The following is a 25325-nucleotide window of genomic DNA, read 5'->3' as shown; positions in this document are numbered from 1 at the left end:
GATCGGCATGGGCGACAACATCTGGCTGGGCGACCGCGACGGCGTGCGCACCCCCATGCAGTGGGACCCGGACCGCAACGCCGGGTTCTCCGACTGCGACCCGGGGCGGCTCTACCTGCCGGTGATCATGGACCCGATCTACGGCTACCAGGGTCTCAACGTCGAGGCGCAGCAGAAGAACGGCGGCTCGCTGCTGCACTGGACCCGGCGCATGATCGAGATCCGCAAGCGCCACCCGGTGTTCGGGCTCGGCGAGTTCATCGAGCTCAACTCCTCCAACCCGAGCGTCCTGGCGTTCGTCCGCGAGCTGGGCGACGACCGGATGCTGTGCGTCAACAACCTGTCCCGCTTCCCCCAGCCGGTGGAGCTGGACCTGCGGAGATTCGTCGGCGTCTCACCTGTCGAGACGATGGGCGGGGTCCCATTCCCACCAATTGGCGAGCTTCCGTATCTTTTGACGCTTCCGGGGCATGGGTTCTACTGGTTCACCCTCCCGCCGGCAGCCACCCAGGAGGAATAGGACGTGCTTGAGGAGCTCCTTGCCGCATGGATCGGTCGTCAACGATGGTTCGGCGGCAAGGGGCGCCCGATCGACAGAGTGTCGATCGACTCCGACGCCACGATCGAGTCCGGTGACCCCGGCCTGCGTCACCTGATCGTGTCGGTGTGGCAGGAAGGCACGCGCGACCGCTACCAGCTGCTCCTCGGCATGCGCTCCGACCTGCCCGAACGGCTCTCGCACGCGCTGATCGGCAACTACGGCCCGTACACCTTCCAAGAGGGGCCCTCCCACTCCGACTGGTACGCCTACGACGCGGTCCACGACCACGAGCTCACCCCGTGGCTGCTCGACTGCATGGGACGCGACTGCGACTGGGAGACGGTGCGCTTCCGCCACCTCCCGGACCTGGAGATCGACACCTCCCTGCGCAGCCTCGTGCTGGGCGCCGAGCAGTCCAACACCTCGCTCGTGTTCGGCGACGCGTACATCTGCAAGCTGTTCCGCCGGCTCGTCCCCGGGATCAATCCCGAGCTGGAGATCGTCACCGCGCTCGCCGAGCGCCACGCGCCGCACATCGCCCAGCCGTACGGATGGGTGGAGACCGACCTCGACGGCGTCCCGACGACGCTGGCGTTCATGCAGGAGTTCCTGTCGAACTCCAACGACGGCTGGGACCTCGCGCTCGCCAGCGTCCGCGACTTCTACGCCACCGTGTCCGGCGTCAGCGCGGCCGACGCGGGCGGCGACTTCGCCGGCGAGTCCTTCCGGCTCGGCGCGGCCACCGCGCGCGTCCACCACGAGCTGGCCGAGGCGTTCCCCACCGACGTCATCGAGACGCACGAGGTCAAGCGGATGTCCGAGGGCTTCAGGCAACGGCTCGGCAGGGCCGTGGCGGAGGTGCCGGAGCTGCGCGAGCACGTCGGCGCGATCGAGGCCGTCTACCACCGGGTCCAGGAGCTGACCACCGAGGTGCCCGTGCAGCGGGTCCACGGCGACTACCACCTGGGCCAGGTGATGCGCACCAACACCGACTGGGTGGTGCTGGACTTCGAGGGCGAGCCAGGGCAGCCGCTGGCCGAGCGCACGGCGCTGTCGTCGCCCCTGCGGGACGTGGCGGGGATGCTCCGCTCGTTCGACTACGCGGCCAGGCACCTGCTGGCCGGGCGGCCCGACGCCGCGTCGCTGGAGCCGAAGGCCGAGGAGTGGGCCGCCCGTAACCGGACCGCCTTCCTCGACGGCTACACCGACGGCGGCGGGACCATCTCGGCCGGCGACGCGGCCCTGCTGCGGGCCTTCGAGATGGCCAAGGCGGTCTACGAGGTCGGCTACGAGGCCCGCAACCGGCCCGCGTGGATCGGCATCCCGCTGGCCGCCTTCCGCCGCACCGGCCTCTGACGCGTCAGGCTTCGTGTGGCGCTCTGCCCTGTGGCGCGTCAGCGCAGTTCTTCGATGAGCCCGGACAGGCCCTCGGCGCCGTGGCCGCGCGCCACCCGCCGGTCGATGAGCTCCTTCATCGGCAGCAGCAGGTCCGGGCGGACCCCCTGCTCCTCGAAGGCGATCACCAGATTGGCCACGCCCACCCGGTTGACCTCCAGGTTGGAGACCTCGGTCGCGTAGTCGCCGCTCTCGACCTCCTCGGCCAAGCGCGGCTGGGCCGAGGCCATCGCGTGCAGCCACGGCACGAGCAGCGTCTCGGTGAACTCCCGCACCGGCCGCTTCTCTGACGCGATCAGCGCCGCCGCCTCCAGGAACCCGGCGATCTGGCCGTACATGCCGGTGAGCATGGCCAGGTCGTACAGCGGCGCGAGGCCCGGGTCCTCACCCAGGTAACGGGGCTCGGCCAGTGGCTTGAGCGCGTCCTCGTACCGGTCGAAGGCGGCCGGGGAGCCGCTGTAGAGGATCAGTGCGCCCGGCCCTCCGATCATCTGCGGGACGGCCATGATGCCGCCGTCCAGGTAATCGCCGCCACGCTCCGCCACCAGGCGGCCGGTGTCGCGGGCCTCGGCGGGGCGGCCGTTGGTGAGGTTCAGCACCGTACGGCCCGCCAGGTCGGCGCCGTCGAGGATCTCCCGGGCGGCCTGGTAGTCCAGCACGCAGACGATCACCAGCGAGGCGGACGCGACGGCCTCGGCGGCGGTGGCGGCACCGGTGGCACCCTTGGCGGTCAGGGGGTCCGCCTTGGCGGCCGAGCGGTTCCAGACGGTGACGCGGTGGCCGGCGGCGAGCAGGGTCTCGGCCAGGGCGGTGCCCATGAGGCCGAGGCCAAGAACCGCAATATTCTCAGACATTCAGGATTCCTTAGGTTGTGGGGCGACGGGAATCCACGGTGCCGGACCGGCGTTATGGTGCGGTTCGGAGAGCGTTATGGGGGGCTGATGAGGTTCGGGGTGTTGGGCCCTCTGGCGGTGTGGGCGCCCGGCGGCGAGCCCGTCCAGGTGCCGGAGCTGAAGGTCCGCACGCTCCTGGCCGACCTGCTGGCGCACCGGGGCACTCCCGTCTCCACCGACCGGCTCATCCTCGACCTGTGGGGCGACCACCCTCCCGCCGGCGCGCCGGCCGCGCTGCGCGTCAAGGTGTCGCAGCTGCGCCGCGTCGTCGGCGACCGTGACCTGATCGTCCACCAGGGACGGGGCTACGTGCTGCGAACCGGCGGAGCGCTCGACGTGGACGCCGACCGGTTCGAGGCCCTCCTGGACCGCGCCCGGCGCGGCGGCGGCCTCCCGGAGCGCCGGGCGCTGCTGACCGAGGCGCTGGCGCTCTGGCGCGGCCCCGCGTACGCCGGCCACGGCGACGAGGAGTTCGCCCGCGCCGAGGTCGCCCGGCTGGAGGAGCAGCGGCTGGTGGCGCTGGAGGAGCTGGCCGAGACGCGGCTCGCGCTGGGCGAGCACGGCCCCCTGGCGGCCGACCTCGCGGGCCTGGTCGCCGAGCACCCGCTGCGCGAGCGCCTGCGGGCCGCCCAGGTGCGCGCCCTGTACGGGGCCGGGCGGCAGGGCGAGGCGTTGGCCGGCTACGCCGACCTGCGTACCCGGCTCGCCGACGAGCTGGGCATCGACCCCGGGCCGGAGCTGGTGACGCTGCACCAGGCCATACTGCAGCGCGACCCAGCCCTGGAGCCTCCTCCCCGGCCCTCACCCCCTTCTTCCCTCGCCCCCTCCCCGGCCCCGTTCCCGGCTCCCGCGAACCTGCCGGCCGCGCTGACCCCGCTGGTCGGCCGGGGCGGGGCGGTGGCCGAGGTGCGTGCCCTGCTGGACGCGCACCGGCTGGTCACGCTCACCGGACCGGGCGGCGTCGGCAAGACGCGACTGGCGCTGGAGGTGGCCGCGGACCCGGGCCGTACGTTCCCGGGCGGCGTGTGGCTGGTCGAGCTGGCCGCGTCCGCGCCCGCCAGGGCGGCCACGTCCGCGCCCGGCGGGATGGCGGCGACCGGTGGGATGGCAGCGGGGTCCGGCGGGATGGCGGCGGGGTCCGGCGGGGTGGCCGAGGCGGTGGCCGCGGCGCTGGGACTGCGGGACGACATGCCGGGGTCGCTGGCGGATCGGCTCACGGACCGGCTGGCGGCGGCGCCGGGGACCGGTGAGACGCTGCTCGTGCTGGACAACTGCGAGCACGTGGTCGAGGAGGTCGCCGAGCTGACCGGGCGCCTGCTGGGCGCCGCCCCCGGGCTGCGGGTCCTCACCACCAGCCAGGAGTCCCTGCGCGTCTCCGGCGAGGCGCTGTGGAGCGTCCCCCCGCTGAGCGTGGAGGCCGCCGTCGAGCTGCTGACGTCCCGGGCGGGCCTCCGGCCCGCCGCCGAGGAGCCCGGACGCGGCGCGCTCGTCGAGATCTGCGAGCGGCTCGACGGCATCCCGCTGGCCCTGGAGCTGGCCGCCACCCGGCTGCGGGCTCTCACGCCCCGCCAGCTCGCCGACCGCCTCGACGACCGGTTCCGGGTGCTCGCCCCCGGCCTGCGCGGCGGCCCGGCCCGGCAGCGGACGCTCCGCGCCATGATCGACTGGAGTTGGGAGCTCCTCGGCGAGCAGGAGCGGGTGGTGCTGCGCCGGCTCGCCGTCCACACCGGCGGCTGCACGCTGGAGTCGGCCGAGGCGGTCTGCGGGGAGCCCGGCCTGGACGTGCTCGGCCCGCTGGCCCGCCTGGTGGACCGGTCGCTGGTGGTGCGATCGGCGGACGGCAGGTACCGGCTGCTGGAGTCGGTGGCCGCCTACTGCCTGGACCGGCTGGGTGAGACCGGTGAGCTGGACGCCGTCCGGCTCCGGCACGCCCGCCACTACGCCGAGCTGGCCGAGCGCGCCGAGCCGTACCTGCGCGGGCACGAGCAGCGCCGCGTCCTCACGCTGCTCGACGCCGAGAGCGCCAACGTCCGCGCCGCCATCGACCACTCCGTACGGCTCGGCGCGGCCGGCGAGGCGATCCGGCTGGTGAACGCGATGGCCTGGTACTGGGTACTGCGCGGCAGGCTGGGCGAGGGCCGCCGAGCCCTGGAGACGGCGCTGTCCGTGCCCGCGTCCGCCCCGACGCCGTCCGGCCCCGCGCCGTCCGCTCCTGGGCCGTCCGCTCCGGGGCCGTCCGCTCCTGGGCCGTCCGCTCCTGGGCCGGCGGACTCCGGTGGGGCGCGGGCGCGGCTCTGGCTGGACGGGCTGGAGGCGCTGGCCGGGCGGCCCCGCCCGGTCGACGCCGGCCTGTTCGAGGCGGTCACCGACCCGGCGGAGCGGGCCATGGCGCGGTGGTTCGCCGGGTTCGCGCTGTTCGGCTTCGACGACCTGTCCGTCAGCATGGGGCTGATCGAGTCGGCGCTGGCCGGCTTCGAGGCCCTGGGCGACGGGTGGGGCACGGCCGCCGCGCTGAGCATCCGGGCCAGATGGGCGGGCATGCGGGGCGACCTCGCGACGCTCCGGCACGACGGCGAGCGCGGCCTGGCGCTCTTCCGCGAGGCCGGCGACAGGTGGGGCGAGATGCGGGCCGCGGAGAACCTCGGCACCCTGGCCGAGATCACCGGCGACTACGAGCAGGCCGCCGAGCTGCGGCGCGACGGGCTGCGGATGGCCGAGGAGCTGGGCCTGTGGGGGGCGGCCTGCGACGCCCTGTCGCGGCTCGGCCGGATCGCCATGCTGACCGGCGACCACGCCCAGGCCGAGGACCTCCACGGGCGGGCCAGGGAGCTGGCCGTGGCGCAGTCCAACCGGCCCGCCGAGGAGTTCGCCGAGGTCGGCCTGGCGCTGGGCGCTCGCAGGCAGGGCCGGCTGGACGAGGCGGAGCGGCTGCTGCGCAAGTGGATCGGCTGGGTGCGCGAGGTGTCGGGCGCGCCCGGCGAGGCGCTGATCCTGTCCGAGCTCGGGTTCGTCGCGGAGCTGCGCGGCGACGCGGCCGCCGCCCAGGAGCTGCACCTCGGGGCGCTCGCGGTGGCACGGCACGTCGGCGACCCCCGCGCGACCGCGCTCGCCCTGGAGGGACTGGCGGGCAGCCGCGTACTCACCGGGGAGCACGAGGAGGCGGCGCGGCTGCTCGGCAAGGCCGCGGCGCTGCGCGAGTCCGCGGGGGCGCCGCTGCCGCCCGGCGAGCGCGGCGACGTGGACCGGATCACGGCGGCCGTCCGCGCCGCCCTCGGCGACGACGCCCTCGCCGCGGCCCTGTCCCGCGGCACCCACGCCCCGCTGGACGCCCTGCTCCCCCAGCCCGTCTGACGCCTGCCCGTCTGCCCCCTGCCCGCCGGCCCCGCCACGTCCGTCCCCCCGCCACGCCGCCACGTCCGTCCCACCGGCTGCGGCCCCGCTCCGCGCCCGGGGGCCGGAATCGCCGGGCAATCTCGCCGTTCCGCCGCGGGCCGCGTCCTGGACGATTACTCTTCGCAGGTGCTCGCAAACGAAGAGTAAAGGAGCCGGCATGCGCGGCGTGACTGTGCTCGCGGTCTCAGCAGGGGTCGTGGCGGTGATGACCGCCGCCGTCGTGCTGCTCCCCGGCGACGGCGCGCCGCTCACCGCGCGGGCGGCGCTGCCGGCGGCGGTCTCCCCGGCGCCGGGCGATCCCCTGTCCGACGCGGAGATCCAGCGGGCGGGCGACATCGCCACCTCCGCCGGCCCGCGGGCCCACTTCGCCGCCGGCCGGGCCGAGCTGCTCTACGTGGAGCGCGACGACGCCAAGGCCGGCGAGGGCGCCCGGCGGGCCGAGGCGTACGTCTACGACTACGGCACCGACACGCTGACCGTCCGCACCGTGGATCTCGGCGAGGGCAAGGTGGTGCGCGAGGTCTCCGGCACCGGCACCCAGCCTCCCCCGTCCCACCGCGAGGAGACGCGCGCCGCCGAGCTGCTGCTCGCGCACCCGCGCCTCGGCGAGGGCGTCAGGACCGCCTACCGGCGGGCCGCCGGCAAGCCGCTCGGCTCCACGGCCGACCTGTGGCTCCGGGGGCTGATCTACACGGCGCGGCACGGAGCCTGCGCCACGCACCGGTGCGTGCGGCTGTTCGTACGGCTGCCGGACGGCACGTTCCTGGACACCAGCCGTGTCGTCGCCGACCTGTCCGCCAAGAAGGTTCAGATCCTGGAGTGGTGAGGTGTTCCTCCGTATCGCCCTCGCGGCCTTCGTCATCGCCGCGGCCCACGCCGCCCCGGCCCCGCGCGCCGTGCTGGCCTCGGCACAAGGTCCCGTCGTGGCCTCGGCGCCCGGCGGCGCGGCCGGGGCCGCGTGCGGCTCGCCGTACCTCGTCGACCAGACGCTGCCCAACGGCGCGCGCTGGCGGATGTGCTGGGAGATGCGCACGATCGAGGGCCTGACCCTGAACCACGTCGTCTACGTCCCCAAGGGCAACGGTCCGCAGAACGTGCTGCGCGGCGCGGCGCTCGCGCAGATCCACGTGCCGTACGACAGCGGCGAGCCGCGCTACCACGACCTGGGCTCGCTCGGCGAGTCCGCCATCGCGCTGGGCGCGGCCGACTGTCCGGGCGGGGAGCGGCGCGGCACGAAGGTGTGCGTCACCACCAGGGCACGCGGCCACGCCCTGCTCAAGGACGGCTTCGGCGACGAGGAGCTCCGCAGGTCCCGGCAGGGGCAGGAGCTGGTGGTGCTGTCGGCCTACCAGGTGGGCTGGTACGCGTACGTCGCGGAGTGGGTGTTCGGCGACGACGGCTCCATCACCCCGCGCCTCGGCGCCACGGGGTCGCTGGCCGGCACGGTCACCACGCCGGGGCACGGCTGGCCGATCGGCGTCGGGCGGCGGCACTTCGAGGAGTCCCACAGCCACAACGTGTTCTGGCGGCTGGACTTCGACGTCCACGGCGGCGCCCGCGACGCCGTGGAGCAGTACGACTTCACGGGCACCGGGACGAAGCGGCGCTTCATGGTCCGCACCCGCTTCACCCACGAGACCAGCGCCGTCAACGCGCCCATGCGCTGGTGGCGCGTCCTCGACCCCAAGGCGCTCAACGCCGACCGGCACCCCGTGTCCTGGCAGATCGACAACCCCGACAGCTCCGAGTACCGCGGCCCGGCCGACGAGGCGTTCACCCGGGCCGACCTGTACGTCACGCAGTACCACGCGTGCGAGCGCCTGGCCACTCAGAACCCGCTGCCGCGCTGCCGTGACTCCGTCGACCGCTACGCCGACGGTGAGCGGCTGACGGACCCGGTGGTCTGGGTGAACGTCGACTTCCACCATGTGGCCCGCGACGAGGACGCCGACCCCATGCCCGTGCACTGGCAGGGCTTCCGCGTCACCCCGCGCGACGTCACGGCCAAGAACCCGACTCCCTGACCCGGCCCCTCGAACGGCCGGTGCCCGGACATACACCAGGTATTCCCAACTTTCGGTGATTGTCGCCGTGAAAGCGGGCAGTGGCTGGGATGGACGGTCGTCGTAGGGCAGGGTTGGGAGCATGCCGATGAGGACAGAGCTCGACCGCCTCGCGGGTGGGGCGCACCACGATCCCCACTCGATACTGGGGGCGCACCCCGTGGCGGGTGGTGTGACGTTCCGCACCCTGCGCCCGCTGGCCGAGCGGGTGCGGGTGATGCTGGAGGACGGGACGGCTCACGAGCTGAAACACCAGGCACATGGCGTGTTCGAGGGCACGGTGTCCGGGCTCGACAAGGTGCCCGCGTACACGTTGAGCGTCCAGTACCCCGGCGGCGAGCCGCACGAGGTCCGCGACCCGTACCGTCACTGGCCCACGCTCGGCGAGGTCGACCTGCACCTGATCGGGGAGGGACGGCACGAGCGGCTGTGGGAGGTCCTCGGCGCCCGCGTCATGCGGCACCAGGACGTCGACGGCACCGCGTTCGCCGTCTGGGCGCCGAACGCGCGCGGCATCCGGGTCGTCGGCGACTTCAACCACTGGGACGGCACCGCCTATCCGATGCGCTCGCTGGGCCGTTCCGGGGTGTGGGAGCTGTTCGTCCCGGACGTGGGGGTGGGTGAGCGGTACAAGTTCCAGATCCTAGGCGCCGACGGCGTGTGGCGGGACAAGGCCGACCCGATGGCCCGCCGCACCGAGGTCCCGCCGCAGACCGCGTCGGTGATCGAGCAGACCGCGTACGCCTGGGACGACGAGGCGTGGATGGGGCGGCGGCGCGAGGAGCAGCCGCAGCGCGGACCGATGAGCATCTACGAGGTGCACCTGGGCTCGTGGCGGCCCGGCCTGTCGTACCTGGAGCTCGCCGACCAGCTCGTCGCGTATGTGCTCGACATGGGGTTCACGCACGTGGAGCTGCTGCCGGTGGCCGAGCATCCGTTCGGCGGGTCGTGGGGCTACCAGGTGACGTCCTACTACGCGCCGACGGCGAGGTTCGGCACGCCCGACGAGTTCCGCCACCTGGTGGACCGGCTGCACCAGGCCGGCATCGGCGTGCTGCTCGACTGGGTGCCCGCGCACTTCCCCATGGACGACTGGGCGCTCGCCCGCTTCGACGGCACCCCGCTGTACGAGCACGCCGACCCCAAGCGCGGCCTGCAGCCCGACTGGGGCACGTACGTCTTCGACTTCGGCCGCAGGGAGGTGCGCAACTTCCTGGTGGCCAACGCGCTGTACTGGCTGAAGGAGTTCCACATCGACGGGCTGCGGGTGGACGCCGTGGCCTCGATGCTGTACCTGGACTACTCGCGCCGTGAGGGCGAGTGGACGCCCAACATCTACGGCGGGCGCGAGAACCTCGACGCCGTCGAGTTCCTCAAGGAGATGAACGCCGTCGTTTACCGGGAGGCTCCGGGCATCTCCACCGTGGCGGAGGAGTCCACGGCCTGGCCTGGCGTGTCGCGGCCGGCCCACCTCGGCGGGCTCGGGTTCGGGTTCAAGTGGAACATGGGCTGGATGCACGACACGCTGGCCTACCTCCAGCACGAGCCGGTCTTCCGGCAGTACCACCACCACCAGCTGACGTTCTCGCTCATCTACGCCTACTCCGAGAACTACGTGCTGCCCCTGTCGCACGACGAGGTGGTGCACGGCAAGGGCTCCCTCATGGGCAAGATGCCGGGCGACGAGTGGCAGCGGTTCGCCCAGCTCAGGGCGCTGCTGGCGTTCATGTGGGCGCATCCGGGCAAGCAACTGCTGTTCATGGGCGGCGAGTTCGGCCAGGGCTCGGAGTGGTCGGAGGAGCGCGGGCTCGACTGGTGGGTGCTGGAGTTCGACGGGCACAAGGGCGTGCAGCAGCTCGTCCGCGACCTGAACGCGCGCTACCGCGAGACGCCCGCCCTGTGGGAGCTGGACACGGACCCCGCGGGGTTCCGCTGGATCGACGCCGACGACGCCTCGGGCAACACCTTCTCGTTCGTCCGGTACGCCGCTGACGGGTCCGCGCTGGCCTGCGTGGCCAACTTCAGCGGGGCGGCGCACGAGGACTACCGGCTCGGCCTGCCGTACGGCGGGCAGTGGGCCGAGGTGATCAACACCGACGCGTACGCCTACTGGGGCAGCGGAGTCGGCAACCTGGGAGCCGTGGAGGCGGCCGAGGACTCCTGGCACGGGCTGCCGTACTCGACCCGGCTGCGGGTGCCGCCGCTGGGCGTGGTGTGGCTGCTGAAGGAGGCCCCGGAGGCCGAGCCGTCGCCCGCCGAGGAGGAGGCCGCGGCGCTCGACGAGAGCGCGCGGATCGAGGAGCAGGCCGCGGCGCTCGACCAGGCCGTGCGGGCCGAGGAGCGGCCCGAGACCTTGTGATCACGTACGGGCCCGTCCGGGAGACTGGACGGGCCCGACGCCACCGGACGGGCCCGGGGTCGTCGTTCCGCCGTCGACCGGGGTCGTCGCGGCGTGGGTCTATGCGCTTCGCCGTCGCTGAGAGGTCGCCCAGAGTTCGCTGAGAAACCGTCTCCAGCCCTGTGCCTGCCGGATAAATCACCCTAAACTCCGAGATCATCCCCTGCTCGGAGGACGCGTGCGACTTCGCTCCCTGGTCACCTGGGTGACCACGCTGGCCCTGCTCACGGCAGCCCCCGCCGTCCCGGCCCTCGCCGACGACCCCACCGCCTCCCCCGAGACGTCCGCGCAACCGGCGCCCACACCGAGCACTCCCGAGGAGAAGCTGGAGGACGGCCTCGCGCTCGACCAGGGCACCGTACGCGCGATCGTGGAGCTGACCGACCCGGCCCAGCGCGAGCCGATCGCGGCCCGGGCGGCCGAGGAGAGCGTGGACGTGGTGCTGCGGTCGCGGACGCAGCCGTTCATGGTCGTGGAGGGCACGGCCGAGGAGCTGGCCGCGCTGGCGGACGACCCGCGCGTCACCGCCGTCCACCGGGACCGCGCCTATCCCCCGTCCGAGGTGTCGAACCTCCAGCTGATCGGCGCCGACCAGGCGCACGCGCAGGGGTTCAAGGGCGCCGGGCAGGCGGTGGCCGTCCTGGACACCGGCATCGACCTGGACCACCCGTCGTTCGGCGGCCGGGTCGTGGCGGAGGCGTGCTTCTCCGCCGTGGACGAGGGGGTCACGTCGCTCTGCCCCAACGGCCAGACCAGCATGGTCGGCGCGGGCGCGGCCGACGCCGTCACGGCCAGGTGCCTGGCCGGCGGCGTGAACCTGTGCGAGCACGGCACGCACGTCGCCGGCATCGCCGCGGGCGCCGAAGGGGTGGCGCCGGAGGCGAAGATCGTGGCGATCCAGGTGTTCAGCCGGGTGGACGACGAGAGCGTGTGCGGCGAGCCGTCCTGCCTGCTGGCGTACGAGTCGTCGCTGCGGCTGGCCATGGAGCACGTGGCCGAGCTGTCCACGCCCATCGCCGCGGTGAACCTCAGCCTCGGCGGCATGCTCCACGAGACCTCCTGCGACACCAGCGAGGAGGGCCAGGTCTTCAAGCCGCTGGTCGACGCGCTGCTCGCCAAGGGCATCGCGACCGTGGCGGCGGCCGGCAACGAGTACTACGAGGGCGTGTCGTTCCCGGCCTGCGTCTCGTCGGCCGTGGCCGTCGGCGCCAACGACGGGAACGACGTCATCGCCGACTTCTCCAACCGGGGCGAGCTGGTCGACCTGTTCGCGCCCGGGGTGGACATCGAGTCGTCGGTGCCGGACAACCAGAAGGCCGTGCACAGCGGTACGTCCATGGCCTCGCCGCACGTGGCCGGGGCGCTGGCGCTGCTGAAGGCGCAGTCGCCGGACACGCCGATGCCCGACCTGATCGCCAGGCTCACCTCGACCGGCAGGCCGTACGCGTACCGCGCGAACGACAAGGACGTGGTCACGCCGCGCCTGGACGTGCTGGCGGCGCTGGGCGGCGCGAGCCCGCAGCCGACGGTCAGCCAGACGCCGGCCCCCGCCCCGACAGGCGACGACCCCGGCCCCGAGCCGGACCCCACGGACGGCAGCGGCCCGGCGCCCGAGCCCGACCCGACGGACGGCGACCCCGATCCCACGCCCACGCCGCCGTCCAGCCCGATCCCGCTGCCCACCGTCACGGTCACGGTGACGATCACCCCCACCCCGACCGCCACCGCCGCCCCGGCCCCGGTCTGCACGAGGGGCAAGACCGCCAAGCGGCTGACGGCCAGGCAGTGGGCCGTGGAGATCCACCGCTCCAGCGGCACGATCCCCGACGCGACGCTGACCTGCTACCTGAAGCTGGTGCAGAAGGCCAGCAAGGTGTTCCCCGAGATCACCAAGGCGTCGTCGCTGGGCACGGCGTACCGGGTGCTGAAGGCGTCCAAGACGTCCCGGCAACGGCTGGACGCCTCGCTGCTGGCGGGCTGGCTGACCTGGGCCCACGGGACGAACGGCACGGCGAAGCTGGCGAGCGCGGAGAAGGTGCGGCTGAGCGCCAAGGCCAAGGCCGCCTCCCTGAAGAAGGCGGCCAGGACCCTGGCCGAGTAGCTGGTCAGCGGCGCAGCCGCAGCGTCACCAGCTCGAACGGCCGCAGGCGCAGCGCGACCGTGCCGTCCTCGCGCCACGTGACGCCGCCCTCTCGCGGGGCCTCGGTCAGAGGCCGTTCGAGCAGGTCGGTCACCGTGACCTGGCTGACCGGGAAGCCCGCGGTCAGGGTGGCCGCGGCCCGGCCGCCGTGGGCCTCGTGGAAGCGGACGACCACGTCGCCGCTCTCGTCGTCGGCCAGCTTGACGGCCGTCACGACGACGGCGTCGTTGTCGAGCGTGACCAGCGGGGCGACCTCCGCGTCGCCGGGCAGGTGACGCGCGGGCAGGTTGACGACGTACCCCTCGCGCACGGCGTCGCCGACCGTCGCCCCCGGCACGAGCGCGTGCCGGAACCGGTGCACCCCCTGGTCGGTCTCCGGGTCGGGGAAGCGCGGCGCGCGCAGCAGGGAGGCGCGGACCGTGGTGGTGGTGCCCCCGTCGAGGTCGCGGACCGTCCGCGTCACGTCGTGGCCGTAGGTGGAGTCGTTGACCAGGGCGATGCCCCAGCCCGGCTCCTCCAGGTGCACGAAGCGGTGGTTGCACGCCTCGAACTTGGCGGCCTCCCAGCTCGTGTTGGTGTGCGTGGCGCGGTAGGCGTGGCCGTACTGGGTCTCGGAGGCGTACCGCTCGGCGCGGACGTCCAGCGGGAAGGCCAGCTTGAGGAACTTCTCCGTCTCGTGCCAGTCGACCTCGGTGTCGATGTCGAGCCGCCTGGCGCCCGGCCGCAGGCCGAGCACCTGGGTCACCTTCGAGCGGCCGAAGGAGCGGGTCACCCTGACCGTGCCGGGCTCCTCCCCCGGCGCCACCTCGTCGGCCTCCACCAGGTCGGTGCCGGTGTTGCGGTAGAACGCGTCCACGTCCCAGGCGTCCCACATGTTGGGGAAGTCGGGGTGGAGCTGGAGCAGGTTGGCGGCCTGGCCGGGGGCGACGGCCTCGCGCCCGGCCGCGATGTCGTGGACCGACACCACCAGGCCGCGGCCGTCCACCTCCACCCGCAGCAGGCCGTTGTCCAGGACGTGGCCGCCGCCCTCGCGCGGGCCGGCGGTCGTGCCGCCGGCCATGACGGGGGCCTGGGCGCCGCCCGCGGGGACCCCGTCCCGCGTGTGCGGCGCGGAGTTGAACAGCAGCCTCGTCCCGGCGCCGGCGTCGCCGGCGAGGGCCCGCTGGGCGGCGTCGATGATCGCGTTCAGCTCCCCGGCGACGGCCGCGTACGTCTTCTCGGCCTCCCGGTGCACCCAGGCGATGGACGAGCCCGGCAGGATGTCGTGGAACTGGTGCAGCAGCACGGTCTTCCACAGCCGGTCGAGCCGTTCGTACGGGTAGGGATGGCCGGCCCGCACGGCGGCGGTCGCCGACCACAGCTCGGCCTCGCGCAGCAGGTGCTCGCTGCGCCGGTTGCCCTGCTTGGTCCTGGCCTGGCTGGTGAGCGTGGCGCGGTGCAGCTCCAGGTACAGCTCGCCCACCCAGACGGCCGGGCGCGGGTGCTCGGCCTCGGCCTTGGTGAAGAACTCCGCGGGCGTCTCCCAGGTGACCACGGCCGAGCCCTCCAGGTCGCGCATCCTGGCCGCCTTGGCGACCATCTCCCGGGTGGCGCCGCCGCCTCCGTCGCCCCAGCCGGTGGGGGCGAGCGAGTGCCGCGCCAGGTCCTTGTCCTTGAAGTTGCGCGCCGCGTGGGCGATCTCGCTGCCCTTCATGGAGCAGTTGTAGGTGTCGACCGGCGGGAAGTGGGTGAAGATCCGGGTGCCGTCGATGCCCTCCCACAGGAACGTGTGGTGCGGGAACGTGTTGGTCTGGCTCCACGAGATCTTCTGGGTGAGCAGCCATCGGGAGCCCGCGGCCTTGATGATCTGTGGCAGGCCGGCGGCGAAGCCGAACGTGTCGGGCAGCCACACCTCGTCGTTCTCGATGCCGAACTCGTCGAGGAAGAACCTCTTGCCGTGGACGAACTGGCGGGCCATCGCCTCCGAGCCGGGCATGTTGGTGTCGGACTCCACCCACATGCCGCCCGCAGGGACGAACCGTCCGGCCGCCACCGCCTTGACGACTTTGGCCCACACCTCGGGCCGGTGCTCCTTCACCCAGGCCCACTGCTGGGCCTGCGACATCGCGAAGACGAACGAGGGCTCGCTCTCCAGCAGCGCGGTCATGTTGGAGGTGGTGCGGGCCACCTTGCGGACCGTCTCGCGCAGCGGCCACAGCCAGGCGGAGTCGATGTGCGCGTGGCCGACGGCGCTGACGCGGTGCGCCGACGGCGCGGCGGGCGTGGCCAGCACGCCGGCCAGGCACTCCCGGGCGGCGGCCGCGGTGCCGTTGACGTCCTGGAGGTCCACCGCGTCGAGCGCGCGCTCGACCGCCCGCATGATCTCCCAGCGGCGGGCCCCCTCGACGGGCAGCTCCGCCATGAGCTCGCCCAGCACCTCCAGGTCCATGACGAGCTGCCACACGGTCTCGTCGAAGACGGCCAGGTCCATCCGGGCCAGCGTGTACTGCGGCTGCGTCCCCGCGGTCTCCTTGTCCCCGAGCGGCGTCGGCAGGAACGGGTGGTAGTCGAGGATGACCGGGTTGGAGGCGGCCTCGATGTGCAGCCGCACCTCCTCGCCGCCCTCGACGGGCGCGCCGATCCGGACCCAGTCGTTGAGCGGGTGCAGGCCCTTCACCGGCGTGCCGTCGGGGCGGTAGACCAGGCCCTCGCACTGGAAGCCGGGCATGTTCCGGTCGAAGCCGAGGTCGAGGATCGCCTCCACGGTACGGCCCGCCCACTCCGGCGGCACCGTGCCCGTGACGGTGAACCAGCTCGTCCCCCACGGGGCGCCCCATCGGTCGCCGGCCGCGATCGGCTCGGGCGTGGCCGACAGGCCCTCCGCGACGGGCACCGGCTCGCCGGGGGCGTGCCAGACGGCCACGTCGAGGGGCACGGACTCCGGGTGGACGGCCGGCCGGATGCGCTCGTCGAGGACCCGCTTCAACCTGCCTTCGACAAGCTTGCGGTCGTCATGCATCTGAACTCCTGATTGCCTGGATGGCTAACCTTTGATCGCGCCTTCCTCGACGCCTCGGAAGAAATACCGCTGGAGCGCCGCGAACACGACCACGATAGGCACGAAGGAGATCATCGTGCCCGCCGCGATCAGCCGCGGGTTGGAGGTGAACGTGCCGTTCAGCGGAATCTGGCGTGGAACCCCGGGCGTTCACGTCCGGGAGGAAATGACAGCGCGGAAGGGCCTCCAGGCCCGAGCGGTGCCGTGACGGCCGGTTCATGTGAGCGGATCAGTTGAGCAGGACGTTGAGCATGGCGATCGCCCCGGGCAGCGCCACGCCGAGCAGCGTGTCGGCCAGGCCGAGGCTGCGGACGGTGACGTACTGCGACACGATCGTCACCTCGCCCGGCAGCACGAGCGTGGCCAGGAAGAGTCCGAGCAGCAGCTTGGCGCCGCGGAAGCGCAGCCGGGCCCCCGCGGGATCGAGGCCGTCCTGACCCCGGCATGACCCCTGCACGCCCAAGGAACGACAGGAGGAGACCCGGATGCGACTGTTACCCCTGTTACCCCGGCTCTGCGCGGTGCTCACCGCCACGGCCCTCCGCCGCGGTCACCTGCTAGGTCCCGCCTGTGACACCGACCAGCCCGTGCGCCCGGGGGCTGGTTGGTGTCGTGGTCGACGAAGGGGCGACCTCATCTCCTGGTGCGTGCGCAGGCCGTCATCCGTAGAGGTCCGCCAAGGTGATCAGCCGCACGTCGCGGTCGGCGCGGAGGTCCGCGTCGAAATCCGCTCCGCTGTAACACGTCAGCAGCGTGTCCCGCGTGTCGTACCCCTTCACCGCCAGCAGGTCCCGCGCGCGCCGCAGCCTGGCGACGTGCCCCGCCGTCATCCTCCTGTCCCACTTGGCCTCCCCCAGCGACAGGATGCGCCGTGGGCGCCCCGGCTCCTCCTGTGCGAGGACGGCTACGTCCACCTCGATCTGCGTGCGGTTGTGCGGGTCGGCGACGGTGCCCGCCGCTACCTCGCCCGGCAGTTCGCCGAACACCTCCGGCCCCGCCGACATGGCCCACTCCCGGCAGATCTCCTCGAAGTGCGGGCCCACCACCTGCGAGAGGAACGTGGCCTGGGAATTCGCCCAGGCGGCATCACGGTCACCACGGTCGAGACGGGTCCACTCGCGCCGCATCACGGCTTCGTAGAAGACGATGAGCGGCTCGCGGATGCGGTACAGCGTCTTGCCCTTGCGGAAGGCGTCGGCCTCGCGGCCGATCAGGCGGGCGTCCTCCAGGACCGTGAGCTGGTGACCGATGTCCGGAGACTTCCGGCCGATGTGGTTGGCGATGCCGCCTCTCGTCGCGTTGCCGGAGGCGATGGCGCCGAGCACTCCGTGATAGAGCGCCGTGTCGCGGATGTCGGTCTCCTCGGCCAGCAGGTAGCGCGCCTCGCGGAAGAGCGGCGTCTGCGGATTCAGCACCGTGCGGAGCACCCAGGGGCCGAAGTCCTCCAGCGACTCGGGCGCGTCGCCCGCCACGAACTCGCGCCGGTACGCGGGCGTGCCACCGACGACGGAGTGGACGAGGACGGCGAGACGCGGATCGCCGATGTTCCAGAACTTCGCCGAGGCGCGATAGTCCAGCGGCCGGACGATCAGTTCGAGGCTGGCCCGCCCCCGCAGAGGGGCATTGCCGGCCAGCAGGCGGCCCATCACCCCCAGCGCCGAACCGCACAGCAACAGGCGCGCCTCGCCCTGCCGCGCGGGGCCGCGGGGGTCGAGAGCGTGCTGGATCAGCGAGGGCAACGCCGGTGAGGCCTTGCTCAGGTACGGGAACTCGTCGATCACGATGAGCCCGCGCGGAATCACCGCGAAGAGCCGCTCCAGCGCCTCTTCCCAGTCGTCGAACGCGTATCGGCCGCCCCCTGTGTGAGCAGCCAGGGCCTGCCCGAAGCGCGCCAGAGACTCGATCTCCGTCGCCTCGGTCGCCGCGAAGAAGAACCCGTCGACCTGCCGGGCGAGCGCGTCAAGGAGATAGGTCTTCCCCTGGCGGCGCCTGCCACTGACGATGCCCAGCCGGACGTCCGGACTCGGCGAAGTGGCGAACCTGGCCAATCCCTCCCATTCACGGTCACGGTCGAAGATGTGAGCTGGCTTGGCGAGACTCTCGGACACGATTGAACCATATACCTAAGGACCGTACTTCTAAGGAGCACACTTCTATGGGTCCCTCCGAAGACGGCTGCGTACGTCCGAGATGTGTCGCTTAGGGTGGCTTCATGGACGCAGGCAAGGCGATCTTCGAGACCGTGGACAGGCTTCGTCAGCGGCGCACCGCCCCGCTGGTCCTGGAGCTGGACCTGACCGAGGGCCTCACCGAGGGGCCGCCCACCGACCCGCTGTCCGCCGTGCTGTCCATGCGGAAGCCGCGGCTGGCCGACGTGCTGGCCGGGCTGAAGCGCGGGCGCGCCGACTCCCGGGTCAAGGCGCTGGTCGTGAAGGTCGGCGGGAACCCGCTCGGGCTGGCCGTGGCGCAGGAGCTGCGGGAGGCCGTGACGCGGTTCCGCGCCTCCGGGAAGCTCACCGTGGCCTTCGCCGAGACGTACGGCGAGTTCGGCAACGGAACCGTCCCCTACTACCTCGCGAGCGCCTTCGAGCGCGTCTACCTCCAGCCGAGCGGCGACGTGGGGCTGACCGGCGTGGCGCTGGAGCAGCGGTTCGTCAAGGGGGCGCTGGACAAGCTGGGCGTCGGGTACGAGCTGGGCCAGCGGCACGAGTACAAGACCGCCGCCAACACCTTCACCCAGGACCACATGACCGAGCCGCACCGCGAGTCGATGGAGCGGATCGTCGAGTCCGTCGTCGAGCAGGTGGTCGCGGGCATCGCCGAGGGGCGGCGGCTGGACCCCGCCAAGGTGCGCGAGCTGGTCGACCGCGGGCCGTTCATCGCGTCCGAGGCCCTGGAGACGGGGCTGGTGGACGGGCTGGCCTACCGGGACGAGGTGTACGAGGAGGTCAAGCGGGCCGCCGGGACCGACGCGCACCTGCAGTACGTGTCCCGGTACGCCAAGGCGGCGGCCGTGCGGAAACTGCCGCAGCCCACCGCCGACGGGATCGCGCTCGTCCAGGGACACGGGCAGATCAGGATGGGCCGCAGCGGGCGCAGCCCCCTCGGGGGCGGCGGCGCGATGGGGTCCGACACGGTGAGCGCCGCGCTGCGCGCCGCCCGGCGGGACGACCACGTCAAGGCGGTCGTGTTCCGGGTGGACAGCCCTGGTGGCTCGTACGTGGCCTCCGACACCGTGTGGCGCGAGGTGGTGCTGACCCGCAAGGTGAAGCCCGTCATCGTGTCGATGGGCGACCTGGCCGCCTCGGGCGGTTACTTCGTCTCCATGGCCGCGGACGTGATCGTCGCCCAGCCGGGGACGCTGACCGGCTCGATCGGCGTGTTCGGCGGCAAGCCCGTGCTGTCGGAGCTGCTGGACCGGATCGGGATCAACTCCGAGCTGGTGGCCGGCGGCGCGAACGCCGGGATGTTCTCCACCACGCGCGGCTTCTCGCCCGAGCAGTGGGAGCGGGTGAACGCCTGGCTGGACCGCATCTACGACGACTTCGTGGGCAAGGTGGCGCAGTCGCGCGACCTGACCCGCGAGCGCGCCCACGAGCTGGCCCGGGGCCGGGTGTGGACCGGCGCCGACGCGAAGGAGCGCGGGCTGGTGGACGAGCTGGGCGGGCTGGAGGACGCGCTGGGCGTGGCCCGCAAGCGGGCGGGCCTGGCCGACGACGCGCCGGTGCGGCTCTACCCGCGCGTCCACCCGCTGGAGCGGCTGCGCGGGGCGGAGTCGAGCGAGGACAAGGCGGCGGCGCTGACCAGGGTCCGGATCGACGCCTGGGGGCCGCTGGCGCGGCTGTCGGCCGAGCTGGGCCTGCCCGCCGCGGGACCGCTCGCCCTGCCGGGCTGGTATGCCATCCGCTGACGTCCGTCTGCTCCTCGGCCCGTACCTTGTGACGGCCGAGGAGTTTGTGGACCGTCGACGAGGCTCGCTCGTCAACGCCGATGCGGATGTGTCACCTGGCGGACAGTCAGCAGACCCTCCAATCCTTTGAAGTCAGCAGGATTCACCGTGTAGAGCGGAAGCCGGTTGGCGATCGCCACGGAGGCGATGAGCAGGTCCGCGGTGTTGCCGCGTGTATTGCGCCCCGCTTCCTTGACGGCCGCGTACACCTGCCCGAAGGCACGGGCCGCGGCCACGTCGAACGGCAGAGGCTCGAACTCTGCCTCGACGCGGGCGAGGACGTCCTGCCTGGTGGCGCGTTTGCGCGGATCGTCTGTCGCCAGAGGCCCGACCGAGAGTTCCGTGAGCGTGATGGTGCTGATGGCCGGCGCGTCAGGCAGCTCGTCGGGATCGAGCCCGGCGGCAAGAATGATCACATTGGTGTCGAGCAGTCCGGCTGCGGGAGGGCCGTTCATTCGGGGATCCGCTCGGCTCGCTCCCACGGGTCCTCGCCGGCGTCGTCGAAGGCCGCTCGGACATCGGCTTCCAACTCCTCGTCGTCGATGATCGGAGCGTTTTCGAACACTGCCAGGAAGCGTTCCTTAGGAACGAACGTTCTGCGTCGACTGATCGGGATCACCGTCGCGATCTGATGTCCGTGACGGGTCAACGTGAACGACTTGCCACGCTCGATAGCATCCATGATCTCGCCTGTACGGTTCTTCAGGTCCCGCTGGTTGATCTCAGGAGGCTCGCGCCAGGCTTCGCTCATACAGCCACGGTACTCAGCAACGCCACACTGTGCCACCACGTGGCACCTTTCTTCCGGCATGCCGCGGAACAGCCGGTCTTCAGCCCATCGGGCGGTAGCGGCCTCGGAGGCGGATCAGGGGGGCCAGGGTCGGGGTGACGTAGGTGACGGCCAGGACGCGGGCGAGGAAGAGCGTGTGGTCCCCCGCCGGCACCACCTGGGTCGTCTCCGCCTCCACGGCCGCGACGCCGTTCTCGACGATGATCGCGCCCGAGTGCGGGCCGCGGTGGTGCGGGACGCCCGCCACGAGGTGGCGGGCGCTGGGACGGCCGGCGGTGGCGAAGCGGCTGGCGATCGCGGCCTGGCCGGACGACAGGATCGAGGCCGCCCAGCGGTCCTGGCGCAGCAGCACCTCGCAGAGGTAGCCGCGGGCGGCCAGGCTGACCAGCACGAGGGGCGGGTCCAGGGAGACGGACATGAGCGCCGACACCGTGGTGCCGAGGTCGTCCCGCCCATCCTGTACGGTCACCACCGCCACCCCGGCGGCGAGCTGGGCCATCGCCTCCGTGAATTCCAAGGTCCCCTCCGACGACGGGTGATGACGGGCCCCCGGAGCGAGAGGGCCCGTCACCGGGTCAGGCGAGGCCGTTGCCCGTCAGCCACTCCTTGGCGACCGTGGCCGGCTCGTCCTTGTTGACGCTGATCTTCTGCATCATGTCCAGCAGCGACTGCGTCGTCAGCTTGGCCGAGACCGCGTCCAGCGTGGTCCTGATCGTGTCGGTCGCGGCGGCCTTGTTCACGAGGGGCGTGACGTTCTGCGCGGGGAAGATGTTCTTCGGGTCCTGCAGCGGCACGAGGTTGTTGGCCGTCATCTTGGGGTCGGTGGAGAAGACATTGCCGACCTGGATGGAGCCGTCCTTGATGGCGTCGGCCGTGGTCGGGCCGGTCGACTTCCACTGCTTGAACTCCAGCCCGTACACCTCCTTGAAGCGCGCCTCCCAGCGCTTCTTGAACTCGGGCGGACCGCCGACGATCATGGTCTTCGACACCTTGGCCAGGTCCTCCATGGTGTTGAGGGACTGCTTGGCCTGCGTGTCCTTGGTGATGGAGAGGGTGTCCTTGTCCTCGGCGGGCGAGGAGGTGAGGACCTCCAGCTCGGCCGGGAGCTTCTCCTTCAGCGCCGCGTTGACGTCGTCGGTCGTGGACGCCTTGTTCTGCAGGTCGATGAAGGCCAGCAGGTTGCCGTTGTACTCCGGCACGACCGTCAGCCCGCCGCTCTTGACCTGGTCGTAGACCACCTCGCGGCTGCCGATGCGGGGCTTCTCCTCGACCTGCACGCCCTTGGCCTCCAGCGCCTGGGCGTAGATGGAGCCGAGCAGCACGCTCTCGTCGAAGTCGAACGAGCCGATGACGGCCTTGCCGCCGCCCGCGCCCGAGGTGCCCGAGGTGGAGCCGCTGGGCGCCGCGCTCGTGGTGTCGAGCGGGTTGCCTCCGCCCCCGCCGCCGCCACCGCACGCGGTCAGGGCGAGTGCCGCCGTCAGCAGCACCGCCGCGGTGCCGAACCTACGTCTCATCACGTTGTTTCCCTTTCTGAGGTCACCTGGCGGACCTTCACCCGCCGGCTGACGCCGGGCGAGACCGTCGTCCGCTGGAGAAGCGTGAAGACGAGCTGCACCGCGAGTGCGAACAGCACAATCAGTACTGAACCCCCGACGACGCTCGCGTAATCCTTCGTGGCGAAGCCGTCGATCACGAATCGGCCGAGGCCGCCCAGCCCCGTGTACGCGGCGACCGTGGTGGTCGCGACCACCTGGATGGCCGACAGCCGCAGCCCCAGCAGGATCAGCGGCAGCGCCACCGGCACCAGCACCCGGCCGAGCACCTGCCCGCCGGTCAGGCCCATCCCGTACGCGGCGTCGCGCAGCTCGGGATCGACGCCCCTGATGCCCTCGAACGTGTTGACCAGGATCGGGGGCACGGCCAGCAGCACCAGGGGGATGACGACCGGCAGGATCGAGGCGGTGCCGAGCAGCAGCACGAACAGCACCAGCAGGCCCAGCGTGGGCAGCGCCCGGGCGAGGTTGGCGGTGACGACCACGAGGACGCCGCCCCGGCCGGTGTGCCCGATGAGCAGCCCGAGCGGGATCGCGATGAGCATGGCCAGCGCCAGTGCCAGCAGCGAGAACTCCAGGTGCTCCAGCAGCCGGGCCGGGATGCCGTCGGGGCCGGACCAGTTGGCCGGGTCGCCGAAGAAGTCGCTGAGCCAGCTCACGAGGTCCTCCTGGCTCGTACCCAGGGAGTGAGCAGCCGCTGCGCGAGGACGAGCAGCCCGTCGGCGACCAGCGCGAGCGCCACGATGAGCACGATGCCGACGATGACCGGCGGCAGGAACGGGTTCTGGTACGCGCGGGTGAACAGCATCCCGAGCCCTCCCTGGCCGATCAGCGCGCCGACGCTGACCAGGCTGATGCTGGAGACGGCCACCACTCGCAGCCCGGCGAGCACGACGGGCACGGCGATCGGCAGCTCGACCTGGACGAGGCGGCGCAGCGGCGTGAAGCCCATGGCCACGGCCGACTGGCGCACGTGGTCCGGCACCGCGCCGAGGCCGTCCACGACGGCGGGGATGAGCACGGCCATCGCGTAGAACGTCAACGGGATGATCACCGTGGTCTTGGACAGGCCGGTGACCGAGATCAGCAGCATGAAGACCGGCAGCGACGGCAGCGCGTAGACGACGTTGAACAGCCCGGTCGTCGGCTGGTAGAGCCAGCGCCAGCGGACGCTGGCCAGCCCGAGCGGCAGGGCGAGCAGGAGACCCACGACGATCGGCGCCAGCGACATGACGAGGTGGTCGCCGAGGAGGTCCTTGATGCTGCCGACCCGGCCGGTGTCCCAGTTGCGGGCGACCCACTCCCACAGGGACGGCGGCCCGTCGGCGACCATCGGCAGGGACATCCGCTCACCCGACATCGGCGGCCTCCGCGAGCGCCTCGTCCAGGGCCTCCCGAGTGGCCACGCCGACGACCTTGCCCTCCTCGTCGACCGCCACCGCGCAGCCGGAGGGCGACAGCAGCGCCGCGTCGAGGGCGGAGCGCATGGAGTCGTGCCCGTGGCGGAACGTGCCGTACGGCTCGGGGGCGCCGTTCCCGGCGCCCGGCACCCAGCCGACCGGCCGGCCGTCCTCGGAGACGACGAGCACCCAGGGCTCCGGCGAGCCTCCGGAGAAGCCCGCGGGCACGGTCAGGTCGGTGCGCAGCCGCAGGCCCTCGGTGGAGACGAACTGCAGGCGGCGGATGCCCCGGTCGTGGCCGAGGAACTCCCGCACGAAGTCGTCGGCCGGCTCCGACAGGAGCGTCTTGGGGGCGGCGAGCTGTGCCAGCCTGCCGCCGACGCGGAGCACGGCGACGCGGTCGCCCAGCTTGATGGCCTCGTCGATGTCGTGGGTGACGAAGACGATGGTCTTGTTCAGCTCGGCCTGGAGCCGCAGCAGCTCGTCCTGGAGGCTGGCGCGGACGACCGGGTCGACGGCGCTGAACGGCTCGTCCATGAGCAGCACGGGCGGGTCCGCGGCGAGCGCCCTGGCCACGCCCACGCGCTGCTGCTGGCCGCCGGAGAGCTGGAACGGGTAGCGCTCGCTCATCGCGGTGTCGAGGCCCACGCGTTCGAGCAGCTCCATGGCCCTGGCGCGGGCCTTCCTGCGGTCCCAGCCCAGGAGGAGCGGGACGGTGGCGACGTTGTCGACGATCTTCTTGTGCGGGAAGAGGCCGGCCTGCTGGATGACGTACCCGATGCCGCGCCGCAGGGTGGGCGGGTCGATGCCCTGCACCGGCTTGCCGTCCAGGAGGATTCGCCCCTCGGTCGCGTCGATCATCCTGTTGATCATCCGCAGGGACGTCGTCTTGCCGCAGCCGGACGGCCCGACGAACACGGTGATCTCCCCCGTGGGCGCCTCAAGGGTCAGGCCGTCCACGGCCACCGTGCCGTCCGCGTAACGTTTCGTGACGGCGTCGAATGTGATCACGCGCGACCTCTCGCTTGCCGGGCAGGGCCGCGGCCCCCCCTGCCACGACCGCCGCAAGATCTCTTCGGGCCCACCCTATGACCCCCGATACGGGTGTGTCGCGTCGCCCCGAGGGTTAAACGCTTCACCCCACCAGCGGGAATTCGCAACAAAACGGGATCTAGTGATGCGCCGATGGTGGCGACTTGGCATGATTGCCTCACCATCGGTAAGAACACCGGTACCGCAGGCCCCTTCTCCACCCCCGCATCGCAACACCAGCAAGAGGAACGGCCCGTGACCCAGCCGCTCACCGACCAGCGTGCCCGCGCCGAGTTGGTCGCAGAGCTCTACGACAGTCACGCCGCCGGGCTGTTCGCGTACTGCGCTGACCAGCTCGGCGACCCCGGCTCCGCGGCCGACGTCCTGATGTCCGTCCTCGCCGCCGTCCCCGCCTCCGTCCCGGCCCGCGCCGCGCTGTACGCGCTCGCCCGCCGCGAGATCGGCCGCCGCGACGTCGCCTACACGCCCCTTGTCGTCGATCCCCTCATCGATCCCGCCTCCGCCCTGGTGGAGCGCGCGCTGCACGAGCTGCGCCCGCACCACCGCGAGGTGCTGCTGCTCTCCGAGGTGTGCGGCCTGGACCGCGCCGAGCTGGCCTGGGTGCTCGACGTGGCGCCCGACACGGCCGGCGAGCCGCACTCCGGGCGGGATGACCGTGTACTGCTCGGGACGGCCGATCCCGGCGGCGAGCAGGTCGTCGCGGACCTGGGCCCCGACGGT

General features: G+C 72.4%; 20 protein-coding genes. 9 read left to right on the top strand and 11 right to left on the bottom strand.

Features of this window, described 5'->3' with window-relative positions; all coding sequences use genetic code 11:
- Together ABZS51_RS36915 and ABZS51_RS36910 are read left to right on the top strand one after the other, a co-directional pair.
- Window positions 1-520, top strand: a 520-nt coding sequence (locus tag ABZS51_RS36915) for an alpha-glucosidase C-terminal domain-containing protein (RefSeq protein WP_355451290.1), incomplete at its 5' end; no start/stop codon positions are given.
- A gap of 3 nt (window positions 521-523) precedes the next feature.
- The gene (locus tag ABZS51_RS36910; RefSeq protein WP_355451287.1) at window positions 524-1897 is read left to right on the top strand and encodes a phosphotransferase; all 1374 of its coding nucleotides are present in this window, start codon (window positions 524-526) and stop codon (window positions 1895-1897) included.
- 38 nt (window positions 1898-1935) lie between these two features.
- On the opposite strand, the gene ABZS51_RS36905 is transcribed toward ABZS51_RS36910, so the two are convergent.
- A complete protein-coding gene (locus tag ABZS51_RS36905) occupies window positions 1936-2790 on the bottom strand; it encodes an NAD(P)-binding domain-containing protein (protein ID WP_355451284.1) in 855 nt (284 codons plus the stop codon).
- 87 nt (window positions 2791-2877) lie between these two features.
- On the opposite strand from ABZS51_RS36905, the gene ABZS51_RS36900 reads away from it, so the two are divergent.
- The 5 genes from ABZS51_RS36900 (at window position 2878) to ABZS51_RS36880 (ending at window position 12784) form a co-directional block, all read left to right on the top strand.
- On the top strand, window positions 2878-6180 hold the full coding sequence (locus ABZS51_RS36900; protein ID WP_355451281.1) for a BTAD domain-containing putative transcriptional regulator: 3303 nt from the start codon (window positions 2878-2880) through the stop codon (window positions 6178-6180).
- A 199-nt stretch (window positions 6181-6379) separates the two neighbouring features.
- A complete protein-coding gene (locus ABZS51_RS36895) occupies window positions 6380-7048 on the top strand; it encodes a hypothetical protein (RefSeq protein ID WP_355451278.1) in 669 nt (222 codons plus the stop codon).
- A gap of 1 nt (window position 7049) precedes the next feature.
- Window positions 7050-8246: a copper amine oxidase gene (locus ABZS51_RS36890; protein WP_355451275.1), complete on the top strand. Its 1197-nt coding sequence runs from the start codon at window positions 7050-7052 to the stop codon at window positions 8244-8246.
- Window positions 8247-8373: 127 nt separating this feature from the next.
- Complete coding sequence (gene glgB / locus ABZS51_RS36885) at window positions 8374-10644, top strand: 1,4-alpha-glucan branching protein GlgB (protein WP_355451272.1); 2271 nt, start codon at window positions 8374-8376, stop codon at window positions 10642-10644.
- A gap of 217 nt (window positions 10645-10861) precedes the next feature.
- Complete coding sequence (locus ABZS51_RS36880) at window positions 10862-12784, top strand: S8 family serine peptidase (RefSeq protein ID WP_355451269.1); 1923 nt, start codon at window positions 10862-10864, stop codon at window positions 12782-12784.
- Window positions 12785-12788: 4 nt separating this feature from the next.
- Here the strand turns inward: ABZS51_RS36880 and ABZS51_RS36875 are convergent, their stop codons facing one another.
- From ABZS51_RS36875 to ABZS51_RS36865, 3 genes are all read right to left on the bottom strand, one after another.
- Window positions 12789-15821 (bottom strand): glycoside hydrolase family 38 C-terminal domain-containing protein, encoded by a 3033-nt coding sequence (locus ABZS51_RS36875; protein WP_355451266.1) that lies wholly within the window; start codon window positions 15819-15821, stop codon window positions 12789-12791.
- Window positions 15822-16089: 268 nt separating this feature from the next.
- A complete protein-coding gene (locus ABZS51_RS36870; protein WP_355451263.1) occupies window positions 16090-16317 on the bottom strand; it encodes a hypothetical protein in 228 nt (75 codons plus the stop codon).
- Between the two features lie 202 nt (window positions 16318-16519).
- On the bottom strand, window positions 16520-17968 hold the full coding sequence (locus tag ABZS51_RS36865) for an ATP-binding protein (RefSeq protein ID WP_355451260.1): 1449 nt from the start codon (window positions 17966-17968) through the stop codon (window positions 16520-16522).
- Between the two features lie 104 nt (window positions 17969-18072).
- Between ABZS51_RS36865 and sppA the strand changes: the two genes are divergently transcribed.
- Window positions 18073-19770 (top strand): signal peptide peptidase SppA, encoded by a 1698-nt coding sequence (sppA, locus tag ABZS51_RS36860; RefSeq protein ID WP_355451257.1) that lies wholly within the window; start codon window positions 18073-18075, stop codon window positions 19768-19770.
- A gap of 71 nt (window positions 19771-19841) precedes the next feature.
- Here the strand turns inward: sppA and ABZS51_RS36855 are convergent, their stop codons facing one another.
- From ABZS51_RS36855 to ABZS51_RS36825, 7 genes are all read right to left on the bottom strand, one after another.
- The gene (locus ABZS51_RS36855) at window positions 19842-20264 is read right to left on the bottom strand and encodes a type II toxin-antitoxin system VapC family toxin (protein WP_355451254.1); all 423 of its coding nucleotides are present in this window, start codon (window positions 20262-20264) and stop codon (window positions 19842-19844) included.
- A complete protein-coding gene (locus tag ABZS51_RS36850; protein WP_355451251.1) occupies window positions 20261-20560 on the bottom strand; it encodes a type II toxin-antitoxin system prevent-host-death family antitoxin in 300 nt (99 codons plus the stop codon). Before ABZS51_RS36850 ends, ABZS51_RS36855 begins: the two co-directional genes overlap by 4 nt.
- A gap of 79 nt (window positions 20561-20639) precedes the next feature.
- Window positions 20640-21098 carry a flavin reductase family protein gene (locus ABZS51_RS36845; protein ID WP_355451293.1) on the bottom strand — a complete coding sequence of 153 codons (459 nt, stop codon included), beginning with the start codon at window positions 21096-21098 and terminating at the stop codon, window positions 20640-20642.
- A gap of 76 nt (window positions 21099-21174) precedes the next feature.
- Window positions 21175-22113, bottom strand: coding sequence for an ABC transporter substrate-binding protein (locus ABZS51_RS36840; RefSeq protein ID WP_310708686.1), 939 nt, complete (start codon window positions 22111-22113; stop codon window positions 21175-21177).
- Complete coding sequence (locus ABZS51_RS36835; RefSeq protein WP_310708685.1) at window positions 22113-22811, bottom strand: ABC transporter permease subunit; 699 nt, start codon at window positions 22809-22811, stop codon at window positions 22113-22115. Before ABZS51_RS36835 ends, ABZS51_RS36840 begins: the two co-directional genes overlap by 1 nt.
- Window positions 22808-23512: an ABC transporter permease gene (locus ABZS51_RS36830; RefSeq protein WP_355451247.1), complete on the bottom strand. Its 705-nt coding sequence runs from the start codon at window positions 23510-23512 to the stop codon at window positions 22808-22810. Before ABZS51_RS36830 ends, ABZS51_RS36835 begins: the two co-directional genes overlap by 4 nt.
- Window positions 23502-24563, bottom strand: coding sequence for an ABC transporter ATP-binding protein (locus ABZS51_RS36825; RefSeq protein WP_355451244.1), 1062 nt, complete (start codon window positions 24561-24563; stop codon window positions 23502-23504). The genes ABZS51_RS36830 and ABZS51_RS36825 overlap by 11 nt, the downstream gene beginning before the upstream one ends.
- A gap of 276 nt (window positions 24564-24839) precedes the next feature.
- Here ABZS51_RS36825 and ABZS51_RS36820 point away from each other — a divergent pair.
- The coding region (locus ABZS51_RS36820; protein WP_355451241.1) for a hypothetical protein at window positions 24840-25325 on the top strand (486 nt) is incomplete at its 3' end.

Origin of the sequence: Nonomuraea sp. NPDC005501 (assembly GCF_040605905.1) — a bacterium.
Taxonomy (GTDB): domain Bacteria; phylum Actinomycetota; class Actinomycetes; order Streptosporangiales; family Streptosporangiaceae; genus Nonomuraea.
The sequence above is the reverse complement of the archived record's forward strand: the minus strand, read 5'-3'. Positions and strand labels throughout refer to the sequence as shown.